The organism is Streptomyces sp. NPDC044984 (assembly GCF_040646935.1).
Taxonomy (GTDB): Bacteria; Actinomycetota; Actinomycetes; order Streptomycetales; family Streptomycetaceae; genus Streptomyces.
Genome location: NZ_JBEZBE010000045.1, coordinates 1 through 12,156 on the forward strand (window position 1 = coordinate 1; position 12,156 = coordinate 12,156).

Annotated in this window: 9 protein-coding genes; 1 reads left to right on the forward strand and 8 read right to left on the reverse strand. The window is 70.2% G+C overall.

Features of this window, described 5'->3' with window-relative positions; all coding sequences use genetic code 11:
• Nucleotides 1-102: 102 nt before the first annotated feature.
• The 4 genes from AB0A94_RS33750 to AB0A94_RS33765 are packed head-to-tail and all read right to left on the reverse strand — an operon-like array spanning nucleotide 103 to nucleotide 5,558.
• Nucleotides 103-2,472 carry a glycoside hydrolase family 3 N-terminal domain-containing protein gene (locus AB0A94_RS33750; protein ID WP_361750129.1) on the reverse strand — a complete coding sequence of 790 codons (2,370 nt, stop codon included), beginning with the start codon at nucleotides 2,470-2,472 and terminating at the stop codon, nucleotides 103-105.
• Nucleotides 2,469-3,287, reverse strand: coding sequence for a carbohydrate ABC transporter permease (locus tag AB0A94_RS33755; protein ID WP_361750131.1), 819 nt, complete (start codon nucleotides 3,285-3,287; stop codon nucleotides 2,469-2,471). The genes AB0A94_RS33750 and AB0A94_RS33755 overlap by 4 nt, the downstream gene beginning before the upstream one ends.
• Nucleotides 3,284-4,243 carry a sugar ABC transporter permease gene (locus AB0A94_RS33760; RefSeq protein ID WP_361750133.1) on the reverse strand — a complete coding sequence of 320 codons (960 nt, stop codon included), beginning with the start codon at nucleotides 4,241-4,243 and terminating at the stop codon, nucleotides 3,284-3,286. The genes AB0A94_RS33755 and AB0A94_RS33760 overlap by 4 nt, the downstream gene beginning before the upstream one ends.
• A gap of 10 nt (nucleotides 4,244-4,253) precedes the next feature.
• Nucleotides 4,254-5,558, reverse strand: coding sequence for an extracellular solute-binding protein (locus AB0A94_RS33765; RefSeq protein WP_361750135.1), 1,305 nt, complete (start codon nucleotides 5,556-5,558; stop codon nucleotides 4,254-4,256).
• Between the two features lie 138 nt (nucleotides 5,559-5,696).
• On the opposite strand from AB0A94_RS33765, the gene AB0A94_RS33770 reads away from it, so the two are divergent.
• A complete protein-coding gene (locus tag AB0A94_RS33770) occupies nucleotides 5,697-6,719 on the forward strand; it encodes a LacI family DNA-binding transcriptional regulator (protein WP_361750137.1) in 1,023 nt (340 codons plus the stop codon).
• 364 nt (nucleotides 6,720-7,083) lie between these two features.
• Here the strand turns inward: AB0A94_RS33770 and AB0A94_RS33775 are convergent, their stop codons facing one another.
• The 4 genes from AB0A94_RS33775 to AB0A94_RS33790 all read right to left on the reverse strand — a co-directional run bounded on the left by AB0A94_RS33775 (nucleotide 7,084) and on the right by AB0A94_RS33790 (nucleotide 11,928).
• The gene (locus AB0A94_RS33775) at nucleotides 7,084-8,514 is read right to left on the reverse strand and encodes a GH1 family beta-glucosidase (RefSeq protein WP_361750139.1); all 1,431 of its coding nucleotides are present in this window, start codon (nucleotides 8,512-8,514) and stop codon (nucleotides 7,084-7,086) included.
• An 81-nt stretch (nucleotides 8,515-8,595) separates the two neighbouring features.
• Entirely contained in the window at nucleotides 8,596-9,519 is a 924-nt protein-coding gene (locus AB0A94_RS33780; protein ID WP_361750141.1) for a carbohydrate ABC transporter permease, read from the reverse strand.
• 12 nt (nucleotides 9,520-9,531) lie between these two features.
• Nucleotides 9,532-10,527, reverse strand: coding sequence for a sugar ABC transporter permease (locus AB0A94_RS33785; RefSeq protein WP_361750143.1), 996 nt, complete (start codon nucleotides 10,525-10,527; stop codon nucleotides 9,532-9,534).
• Between the two features lie 93 nt (nucleotides 10,528-10,620).
• Nucleotides 10,621-11,928 (reverse strand): extracellular solute-binding protein, encoded by a 1,308-nt coding sequence (locus AB0A94_RS33790; protein ID WP_361750145.1) that lies wholly within the window; start codon nucleotides 11,926-11,928, stop codon nucleotides 10,621-10,623.
• Nucleotides 11,929-12,156: the final 228 nt, after the last annotated feature.

Genomic DNA, 12,156 nt, shown 5'->3' on the forward strand with positions numbered 1-12,156 from the left:
ACCAGTGGGGACGGGTCGAAGAGCCGTGTCGGCAGTCCCTAAACTCGGCTTGTTTGACCGCGTGTGCGGTCCGGGCCGGCCGTGGTTCGGGGCGATTCCGGGTCACGCCTCCTGGGTGAAGGACGCGTGGAAGCGGCGGGTGTGGTCCACCCGGCGTTCCGGGCCGGTCAGGGTGACCGTCGCCGTCAGGCGCACGTCGGTGCTCGAGGCGGCCAGGCGGAGTTCCAGGTCGCCGGGTTCGACGATCCGGCGGCCGTCACGGCCGGTGAAGGACGCCACGTCGGCCGGGACCGTGACGCCGACGCGGCGGGACTCCCCCGGCTCCAGCTCCACCCGGGCGTAACCGACGAGCCGCTGCACCGGCTGGACGACGGAGGCGACCGGGTCGTGCAGGTACAGCTGGACGACCTCGGTGCCGGACCGTTCGCCGGTGTTGCGGACCGTGAGGGCGAGGGTGAACTCTCCGTCCGTGCCCGCCTCCCGCGTGTCCACAGCGAGGTCGCTCCAGGCGAAGCTCGTGTACGTCAGACCGTGGCCGAAGCCGAACGCCGGGGTCGGGTCGATGTTGGACACCTCGCTGAGCTGGGCGAGGCGCGCGCCGAGGTAGGTGGTCGGCTGGGAGCCCGGGCCGCGCGGCACGCTGACCGGGAGCCGTCCGGAGGGGTTGGTGCGGCCGCTGAGCACACCGGCGATCGCGTGGGTGCCCGCGACTCCGGGGAAGAAGGACTGCACGATCGCCGCGGAGCCGGCGGTGGCGCGGCCGAGCGCGTACGGCCGGCCGGCGAGCAGGACGGTCACCACCGGCGTGCCGGAGTCGAGCAGCGCGTCGAGCAGGTGCTGCTGGGTGCCGGGCAGGGCGAGGGACTCCGCGTCGCAGCCCTCGCCGCTGGTGCCGCGGCCGAACAGGCCCGCGCGGTCGCCGAGGACGGCGATGACGATGTCCGCGTCCCTGGCCGCGTCCACCGCCTCGCCGATGCCGGAGAGGTCCCCGTCGTCGACGCCGGTGCCGCGCACGGCCGTGATCTCCGCGTCGGGGAACTCGGCAGCCAGGGTGTCGCGCAGGGTGGGCAGGTCGATGCCGACCGGGACGTCCGGGTGCTGCACGCCCACGTGCTGGGGGAAGGAGTAGCAGCCCAGTACGGCGGTGGCCTCGGCCGCGTTGGGACCGACCAGGGCGATGCGGCGGGGCGCGGCGAGCGGCAGGGTGCCGTCGTTGGTGAGCAGGACGACCGCCTTCTCGGCGATCTCACGGGCCAGTTCCCGGTTCTCGGGCCGGTCCAGGTCGATCTTGCCGCGCAGGGCGTCCGGGTCGTCCAGGTCCACGCCGTCGAGCGCGGGCGGCACCGGGCTCCAGTCCGCGTCGAGCAGGCCGAGCGCCGCCTTCTGGCCGAGGACGCGGCGCAGGGCGCGGTCGATGAGCGCCTCGGGGACGCGGCCGGCGGTGACGGCCTCGACGAGCGGCGCGCCGAACGTCTTGACGGTGGGCAGTTCGATGTCGACGCCCGCCTTGAGCGCGGCGCCCGCGGCGTCGGCGAAGTCGGCGGCGATGCCGTGCAGGATCTTGAGGAAGGCGATGCCGAAGTAGTCGGCGACGACGGTGCCGTCGAAGCCCCAGGTGTCGCGGAGCAGTCCGGTCAGCAGGCTCTCGTCGGCCGCGGCGGGGACGCCGTCGGTGTCCGTGTAGGAGTGCATCACGGAGCGGGCCCCGCCCTCGCGGATCGCCATCTCGAACGGCGGCAGCAGGACGTCGGCCCGTTCGCGGGCGCCCATGGGCGCGGGGGCGAGGTTGCGTCCGGCGCGGGAGGCCGAGTAGCCGACGAAGTGCTTGAGGGTGGCGACGATCCCGGCGGACTCCAGGCCCTGGACGTACGCGGTGCCGATGGTGCCGACGAGGTAGGGGTCCTCGCCGATGGTCTCCTCCACCCGGCCCCAGCGGGCGTCGCGGACCACGTCGAGGACGGGGGCGAGGCCCTGGTGGATGCCGACGGACCGCATGTCGCGGCCGATGGCGGCGGCCATCCGGCGTACCGCGTCGGGGTCGAAGGTGGCGCCCCAGGACAACGGGACGGGGTAGGCGGTGGCGCCCCAGGCGGCGAAGCCGGCCAGGCACTCCTCGTGCGCGACGGCGGGGATGCCGAAGCGGTTCGCCGAGGTGATGCGGGACTGGGTGCGCAGCAGGGAGAGCGCGCCGAGCGCCGGGTCGACGGGTGCGGTGCCGAAGGGGCGGGTCAGCTGGCCCAGTCCGGTGGGAAGGAGCGCGTCGAGGTCGACGGCCTCCTCCATGTCGTGCTGGTGCGGGGCCACTTCGCCGCCGTTGGCGGACGCGCCGACCCACACGCCGTACAGCTGGGCGATCTTCTCCTGAAGGGTCATCGCGCCGATCAGCGCGTCGACTCTGGCGGCGACGGGGTGGGAGGGGTCGTTCCAGAGGGGGATTTCGGGGGTGGTCTCTACGGCCACGTCGGCAGTCACTTTCCTCCGACGCCCATCAGACCCTGGACCAGGGCGCGACGGGCGAACAGGTAGACGAGCAGGATGGGCACCATGGACAGCACCACGGCTCCCAGCAGACCGGGGATGTCGATGCCGTGTTCGGTCTGGAAGTTGTACAGGCCGAGGGTGACGACCTTGGTGGACTCGGACTGGGTCAGGACGAGCGGGAACAGGAAGCCGTTCCAGGCCTGGAGCGCGGAGAAGACCACGATCGTGGACAGTCCGCCCCTCGACAGCGGCAGCACGAGCTGGAGGAACATGCGCCGCGGGGTGGCTCCGTCCATGGCCATGGCCTCGTACAGCTCCGGGGAGATGTCGCGCATCGCGCCGCTGAGGATCAGCGCCGACATCGGCAGGCAGAACGCGGCCGTGGGCAGGATGACACCGAGGAGGTTGTCGTACAGCCCGGCCTCGCTGATCAGGTAGAACATCGGCACGATGACGGCCTGGGCCGGGATGGCGAGGCCGAGCAGGAACAGCCGGAAGATCGCCGACGTGGTCCGGCCGCGGCTGCGGACGATCGCGTAGGCGAGCGGCGGGACCAGCAGCAGCACGATGCCGATCACGCAGGCGGTGACGACGAGCGTGTTGAAGAAGTACTGGCCGAAGCCGGAGTCGAAGGCTCCGGTGAAGTTGTCCAGGGTGAAGCTGTCCGGGACGGAGACCGGGCCGTTCTCGGCGTAGTCCTGGCGGGTGCGCAGGGTCGCGGCGAGCATCACGTACAGCGGCAGGCCGACCAGGAACAGCCAGAAGAGCGAGCCGACGCCGGCCACGTAGTTCGGTCGGCGCCTCATGACACACCCTCCATGGAGCTGCGCATCTTGTCGTAGCCGGAGACCCGGACGACGATCAGCGAGATGATCGTGGACGCGACGACCAGGGCCAGGGCGATCGCGGAGCCGGTGCCGTAGTCGAAGCTCTTGAACGCCTTGTCGTACATGTAGTAGGCGCTGATGGTGGTGTCGGTGCCGGGGCCGCCCTGGGTCAGGATGAGGACCGTCTCGAAGGTGGTCAGGCCGCCGACGATCATCAGGATCATCGAGGTGATCATCGAGTTGCGCAGCTGCGGCAGCGTGATGTGGAAGAACTGCCGGTAGCGGCCCGCTCCGTCGATCTCCGCCGCCTGATAGAGCACGTGGGGGATCGCGCGGGCGGCGCCCTGGTAGATCAGGGTGTGGAACGGGGTGAACTGCCAGGTGCTGACGAACGCCAGCACGCCGATGGCGGTGGCCTGTTCGCCGAACAGGTTGCCGTCGCCGAAGAGCCAGGTGGCCTCGGCCGGGATGCCGAAGTTCGGGTCGAGCAGCGCCCGCCAGAGCACGGAGACGGCCGTCGCGGACAGCAGCAGCGGGATGAAGTAGATGACGGACAGCACGGCCCGGTTGCGCTGGTGGCCGGCGGCCCAGACGCCGAGCAGGATGCTCAGCGGGGTCTGGAGGACCACGCCGAGCACGGTCAGCAGCAGGGTCAGCCAGATGCTCTTGAGCATCACCGGGTCGTCCATCAGGCGCGACCAGTTGTCCATGCCGACGAACTCGGGCGAGCTGAGCCCGTCCCAGGTCATGAAGGACAGCACCGCCACCATGACCAGCGGGACGATCGCGAAGAGGGTGAAGAACACTGCGGCGGGCAGCGCCCAGGCGAAGCCGGGGCGGCCCACCTTCGTTGCGGAGGAGGAGGCGGGCGGCCGCCGCCGGGACCCCTCGCGGGGTCCGGCGGCGGGCCGGGCGCTCGTGATCTTTGTGGTCATGAGCCGTTCGTCACTCGGTCGGGAGGGCCTGCATGGCCTTGATGAAGCCGTCCGTGTCGAGCTGTCCGTTGAAGAACTGCTGGACGGCCTTGTGCATGTCCGAGCTCGCCTTCTGCGGGTACGCCTGGTCCCAGGAGAGCTGGAACGACGGGGCGTCGGCGACCAGGTCGTACTGGAAGCGCGAGTATTCGGGGTTGCCCGAGCCGCCGATGAACTTGTCGGTGTTGGTCGTGGTCGGCAGGTTGCCGATGTCCAGCTGCGCCTTGACGAAGTCGTCGGAGTACATGAGCTTCAGGAACTCGGCGACGGCCTCGGGGTGCTTGGTCTTCTTCATGACCGAGTAGTAGTTGTTGGTGTTGCCGGCGATGTTGGCCGGGTCGCCCTTGCCGCCCTCGACGGTCGGGAAGGCGGTGTAGCCGAGGCTCTTCTCGGCGAACTCCGGGTGGTCCGTCAGCTGCTGGGAGTAGTACCAGGAGCCCATCAGCTCGAAGCCGGCCTTGCCGGAGGCCACCAGCTGGACCGAGCCGCCGTTGGTGTACTTGACGGAGTCGTAGTTCTTGCCGAAGGCGCCGGTGTCGACGAGCTCCCTGATCATGTCCAGGGCCTTCTTGCTGTCCGCGCTCTCCCAGGCGCTCTTGTCGCCCCCGACGGCCTTCGCGAACAGCTCCGGACCGGCGATGCGGTCGAAGAGGTACTGGAACCACATCTGCGTCGGCCAGATGTCGCCGCCGCCGAGCGAGATCGGGGTGACGCCCTCGTCCTTGAGCTTCTCGACCGCGTCGAGCAGTTCGTCCCAGGTCTTCGGCGGCTTGACGCCCGCCTCGTCGAGGACCTTCTTGTTGTGGAAGAGCAGGACCGGCTGGGTGCCGCGCATCGGGATGCCGTACGGCTTGCCGTCGACGACGGCGTTGTTGAAGACGGACGGCAGGAACTTGTTCTCCAGGTCCGGGTTCTTCTTGATGAAGTCGTCGAGCGGCATCAGCAGGTCGGCCTTGACGAACGGCTTGATGCTGCCGCCGCCCCAGTTGAAGAAGACGTCCGGGGCCTGCGGGGTGTTGATGATCGTCTGCAGCTTCTTCTGGTAGTCCGCACCGGGGATGGTGTCGAGGACGACCTTGACGTCGGACGTCTTGTTGAACGTGTCGACGATCCGCTTCTCGACCTTGTTGGCGGCGTCCCCGTAGACCAGGACATGGATCTTGCCGTCGTCCGCCGACGCCCCGCCGTTCCCGTCACCGCAGGCCGAGAGGGTCAGTGCGAGGGAGAGCGTCGCACCGCAGGCGACCAGTCGGGGCAAGCGCGCACGTGTCTTCATCGTTCGCCTTTCGAAAGTTTCGGCATCATCACCGAAAGTCCATGCCGTGGGACAGTAGGTCAGACCCGTGTTTCGGTCAACGGTCGGAACCGTACTCACCCAAACCGTTATCGACGCGCGGTGCCCTATCCTGCGGGTATGCACGATGATGACGAGGCAAGCGGCAGAGTGACCCTGGCCGCGGTCGCGAAAGAGGCCGGTGTTTCGATGCCGACAGTTTCGAAGGTCCTCAACGGCCGTTCGGACGTCTCCCGCGCGACCCGGGCCAAGGTGGAGCGGTTGCTGGAGGTCCACGGCTACCGCAGGCGCGCCCAGGCGGCGTCCCGCTCCCCGCTCATCGAGCTCGTCTTCCACGAACTGGACAGCATCTGGGCGATGGAGCTGATCAGGGGCGTGGAGAACGTCGCCAGGGAGAACCGCGCGACGGTGGTGCTCACCGAGAGCGGCACCCGGCACACGCCCGCGCCGGAATGGCTCCCGGGCGTGCTGCAGCGCAGGCCGCTGGGTGTCGTGCTGGTCTTCTCCGCGCTCCCGGAGGACGTCAAGCGGCGGCTCAGGGCGGCGGCCATCCCCTTCGTCGTCATCGACCCGGCGGGTGACCCCGACCCGGACGTGCCCTCGGTCGGCTCGGCGAACTGGGCCGGTGGTCTCGCCGCCACCCGCCATCTCACCGAGCAGGGGCACGAACGGGTCGCGATCATCACCGGGCCCGAGGACGTGCTGTGCTCACTGGCGCGCCTCGACGGCTACCGCTCGGCCATGGCGATGGCGGGTCTGGAGGCCGATCCGCGGCTGATGCGCTTCGGCGACTTCCACGTGCAGGGCGGCTTCGAGCACGCCATGGACCTGCTGGAGGGGCCGGACCGGCCCACGGCGGTCTTCGCGGGCAGCGACCTCCAGGCGCTCGGCGTACTGGAGGCGGCCCGGGTCAAGGGCCTGCGCGTGCCCGAGGACCTGTCGGTGGTCGGCTACGACGACGTGCCGCTGGCGCAGTGGTCGAGCCCACCGCTCACCACGGTCCACCAGCCGCTGCGGCACATGGCCGAGGAGGCCGCCCGGATGCTGCTCCGCCCGGACGACCCCGGCACGGCCGCCCAGCGCATAGAGCTGGCGACGCACCTGGTGGTACGGCAGAGCACGGCTCCGCCCAAGAAGGCGTGAGGGACGCCGGGCCGGCCGCTGGAGGGCGGCCCGGCGTGCGGCGCCGCGTCGGCGCGAGGCCGGGCGGGGGACGCGGCGCCCGTGCGTGCCGCCCACCGCTCCGCGCGGCCGGCGGGGTGACGGAAGCCCCGGCGGAGGCGGTCCCGCCGATCGTCCGCTGCCGCCTCCTGATCGGTACGACCGCCTGAGGAATCGGCTCACCCCCGGGGAACCGGCGCGTGGACCGGTCCCCCGTTCCGGCGGCGCCACCGGGTTCTCCTCGCCGCCGGGGCGCCGCCCGCCCACGGGGCCGTACCGGGGCCACTTGGTCCTCGGCACACGGCGCAGGGGCATGGGCGCGGCGCGCACCGCCGCGCCCGTCCGGTCAGGCGGCGGGCAGGACGCCGGTGCGGGCCACCTCGGAGTACCAGCGGGCGCTGGCCTTGGGGATGCGGGTGCCGGTCGGGTAGTCCACGTAGACGGCGCCGAAGCGCTTGCCGTAGCCGTGGGCCCACTCGAAGTTGTCCAGCAGCGACCACAGGAAGTAGCCGCGCACGTCCGCGCCGTCGACGATGGCCCGGTGGACGGCGGCCAGGTGGCCGCGCACATAGGCGATCCGCGCGGGGTCGTTGACGTTCCCGGAGGGGTCGGCGTAGTCGTCGAAGGCGGCGCCGTTCTCGGTGATGACCAGCGGCAGCTTCGGGAAGTCGGACGACAGCCGGCGCAGCAGGTCGTACAGGCCGGTGGGGTCGACGGCCCAGCCCATGGCGGTGGTGTCGCCGGGCGGCTGGTGGAAGGCGACCTTGTCGGCGCCCGGCCAGGGGCTGTGGGTGCTGTTGCCGTGTCCGTCGGAGGTGTGGGTGCCGGTGCCGTCGGCCTCGGAGACGACGGTGGGCGAGTAGTAGTTGACGCCGAGGAAGTCCAGCGGCTGGTGGATCCGCTCGAGGTCGCCGTCGCGCACGAAGGACCAATCGGTGAGCGCGGCGGTGTCCTTGAGCAGGTCCTCCGGGTAGGCGCCCTGCAGCATCGGGCCGGTGAAGACCCGGTTGGCGAGCGCGTCGATCCGGCGGACCGCGTCGGCGTCGCTGCCGGTGAGCGGGCGGACGTGGTGGATGTTGAGGGTGACCGAGCACTGGGCGGCGGCGGGCAGGCGGTCGCGCAGCGCCTGGACGGCCAGGCCGTGGCCCAGGTTGAGGTGGTGGGCGGCGCGCAACGCGGCGACCGGGTCGGTGCGGCCGGGGGCGTGCACGCCGGAGCCGTAGCCGAGGAAGGAGCTGCACCAGGGCTCGTTGAGGGTGGTCCAGGTCTTCACCCGGTCGCCGAGGGCGTCCGCGGCGAGGGCCGCGTACTCGGCGAACCGTTCGGCCGTGGCGCGCTCGGGCCAGCCACCGGCGTCCTCCAGTTCCTGCGGCAGGTCCCAGTGGTAGAGGGTGGCGACGGGCTGGATGCCCTTGTCCAGCAGGCCGTCGACGAGGCGCCGGTAGAAGTCCAGGCCCTTCTGCACGGCGGGGCCGCGCCCGGTGGGCTGGATCCGGGGCCAGGCCAGGGAGAACCGGTAGGCGCCCAGGCCGAGTTCGGCCATGAGGGCGATGTCCTCGCGCCAGCGGTGGTAGTGGTCGGTGGCGATGTCGCCGGTGTCTCCATTGCGGACCCGGCCCGGGGTGCGGGCGTAGGTGTCCCAGATGGACGGCGTGCGTCCGTCCTCGGCGGCGGCCCCCTCGATCTGGTAGGAGGCGGTCGCGGAGCCCCAGAGGAAGCCCTTGGGGAAGGTGCGGGCGGCGTCCGGGGCGGACGCGGTCTGCTGTGCGGTGACCACGTGAGTCCTTTCGGGGTAAGGGGGTTCGCAGGCGGGTGCCTGGTGGGGGGCGGGACGGGGTGCGGGCCCGGGTGCGGCGGGTCAGCCCTTGACGGCGCCGGCCATGATGCCGCTGACGATCTGGCGGCCGAAGACGACGAACATCGCCAGCAGCGGCAGCGTGCCGAGCAGCGCGCCCGCCATGATCAGCGACTGGTCGCGGACGTAGCCCGCGCTGAGCTGGGTGAGGGCGACGGGGACGGTCGGGTTGGTCATGTCGAGCACCACGAACGGCCAGAAGAAGTCGTTCCACGCGTGCACGAACGTGATCATGAACAGGACGGCCATCGCGGGCCGCGCCACGGGCAGCACGATGCTCCAGAAGATCCGCAGCGAGTGCGCCCCGTCGACGCGTCCGGCCTCGACGAGTTCGTCGGGCAGGGCCTCGGACAGGTACTGCCGCATGAAGAACACGCCGACCGCGCTCACCAGCGTGGGGAAGATGACGGCGGGCAGCTGCTGCGACCAGCCCAGCTCGGACATCATCATGAACAGCGGTACGACGCCGAGCTGCGGCGGCACCATCATGGTGCCGATCACCAGCATGAGCAGGATGTTGCGTCCCTTGAACCGCAGTTTGGCGAAGGCGAATCCGGCCAGCGTCGCGAACATCACCGTGGACAGGGCGATCACGCCGGCCACGATCAGGCTGTTGATCATGGCCTTGCCCATCGCCGCCTCGTCCCAGGCCCGGGCGAGGTTGCTGAACAGGTTCGGGCCGGGCAGGAACGGCGGTGGTGTCTGGCTGACCCGGGTGTTGTCGGTGGAGGCCGCCACCATCGTCCAGTACAGCGGGAAGATCGACAGCACCGCCATGACGACGAGCAGGACGTAGGCGAGCGGGCCGGCGTGGTGCTGGCGGCCGGCGCCCTGGCGCAGCAGCCGGCGGCCGGCGCGGCCGGCCGGCTTCTCGACGGGGGTCCGGACCGGGGTCTCCGTCCGGACCGGGAGGCTGTTGGTGGTCATCGTGACTCCAGGTCAGGACGTACGGGAACGCAGGCGCTTGATCAGGCGCTGCGCCACGAAGGCGAGGACGAGCAGCATGAACATCGCCCAGGCGACGGTCGCCGAGCGGCCCATCTGGTAGTTCTTCCAGCCCTCCTCGTACAGCAGCAGGCCCAGCGTCTGGTACTGGTTGTCGGCGCCGCCGGTGATGCCGTTGGGTCCCTGGCCGAAGATCAGCGGCTCACCGAACAGCTGGGTGGCGCCGATGGTGGAGAGCACGATGGTGAAGACGATCGTGGAGCGGATGCCGGGGACGGTGACGTGGGTGAACTGCTTCCACCGGGACGCTCCGTCGATGGACGCCGCCTCGTACCGCTCGGCCGGGATGGCCTGCATGGCGGCCAGGTAGAGCAGCGCGTTGTAGCCGGTCCAGCGCCAGATGACGATGGTGGAGATCGCCACCTGGGCGGGCCACTTGTCGGCCTCCCAGTCCACCGGGTCGATGCCGACCGAGCCGAGCGCCCAGTTGATCATGCCGAAGTCACGCTCGAAGATCATGGTGAAGACGAGCGCGGCGGCGGCGACCGAGGTGGCGTACGGGACCAGCGAGGCGACGCGGAAGAACAGCGAGGCGCGCATGCGGTAGTTGAGCAGGTGCGCCAGGCCGAGCGCCATCATCAGCTGCGGCACCGTGGAGATGATCCCGATGGTGATGGTGTTCTGCAGCGCGTTCCAGAACCGTGAGTCGCTCCAGAGCTCGACGTAGTTGTCGAACGCCACCCACTCCATGACGTCGAGGGTGGCCAGTTCCACGTCGTGCAGGGAGATCCACGAGGTGTAGACGAGGGGGTAGAAGCTGAACGCGGCGAAGACGATGAAGAAGGGGGCGACGAACGCGAACGGCGCGCCCTTGACGTCCAGCCGGTGCAGCAGCGCGCTGCGCCGCCGGGCGGTCTTCCCGCCGCCCGACGTGCCGGGCGGGGCCGGCGGCTCCTCGCCGGTCAGGGCTTTGGTGGTGGAGGTGGCCACCGGACTTCCTTCCTGAGAGCGGATGGGTGAGCCGGGGCCCGGGCCCGTCGGCGGGATGCCGAACGGGCCCGGGCGGCCGCGGCGGGCGTCGGGTCAGCCGACCGCCTTCTCGATGCGCTCCGTGGTGGTCTTCCACGCCTCGTCGCGCGCGGTGCCCTGCTCGACCAGGGCCAGGCCCTGGGAGAAGGTGTCCTTGATCGTGCCGTCCTTGCGGCCGAGGACCTGCTTGTCCGGGATCTCCTGCGCGGCGGCACCGAAGATCTGGCCGATCGGGGCGTTGTCGAAGTACTCCGACTTGGCGTCCTTCACATCGGCGTTCTCCAGGGCCTTCTCGGAGGACGGGATGTTGCCGATCTCCTTGAAGATGTGGGCCTGCTGCTCCGGCGCGGTCAGCCAGGCGACGAGCTTCTTGGCCTCCTCCTTCACCGGGCTCTTCTCGATCACGCCGAGGAAGGACCCGCCCCAGTTGGCGCCCTTGGGCGCCCTGGCGACGTCCCACTTGCCCTTGTTGGCCGCACCGGCCTTCTCGCTGATGTGGCTGAGCATCCAGGCCGGGCACACGGCGGTCGCGAACGTGCCGTTGGCCAGGCCGGGGTCCCAACCCGGCTGGAACTGGCGGAGCTTGGCGGTCAGCCCCTCCTCCGCGGCGTCGGCGGCAAGGCCCCATGCCTCCTTGACGGCCGGGTTCTTGTCGTAGATCAGCTCACCCTTCTCGTCGTAGTACTGCTCGGGGTAGCCGTAGACCATGGCGTTGAACAGGCCGCTGGCCGAGTCCGTGAACGCCACCTTGTCGCCCTTGAAGTCCTTCTTGAAGGTGCGGCCGACCTCGACGTACTTCTTCCAGTCGCCCTCCCACAGCTTGCCGACCTCTTCGCGGTCGGTGGGCAGGCCGGCCTGCTCGAAGTAGTCCTTGCGGTAGCAGACGGCCATCGGGCCGATGTCGGTGCCCAGGCCCAGCACCTTGCCGTCCGCGGTGCTGATCTGGGACTCCTTCCAGGGCAGGAAGTGGTCGGTGCCCGCCATGCCGGCGAAGTCCGCGAACTTGTCCGCCTGGGTCTCGGTGATCTCCTTGGCCCGGCCGATCTCGATGCCCTGGATGTCCTTCAGGCCGTTGCCGGCGGCGAGCCTGGTCTGCAGCGCGGTGTAGTACGTCTGCTCGTCACCGGCGATCTCGGCCTTGATGTCGACCTCGGGGTTCTCCTTCTCGTACTGCTCGAGGAGGCCGGTCTCCTTGAGGCCCATCACGCCGTACAGGCCCATGGTGATGGTGACCTTGCCGTCCTTCTTGCCACCGCCGGTGACCGAGTCGTCGCTGCCGCCGCAGCCGACGACCAGTGCCAGCGCGCCGGCGGTCGCGGCTGTCGCCACCGCCTTCCTGCGCAACGAACCGTAAGTGCCCATGGATCTCCTCCTAGCGACGGCGCTGACACACCGGAGTGACGAGTTCTGCGATGACTACAGCGGCTCTGATAAGGATGGGAACGTGCCCATTCCGGGGTGGGCACGTTCCCACCGCGCAACGAAGACTCACGGCTGGCAGTTAGGTCTGTCAATAACTTGAAACCAACTCGTCGTCCCGCACCGGGCCCCGCGGCCGCCGTCCCGCCCCCGGGGGGTGCTGCGCCGACG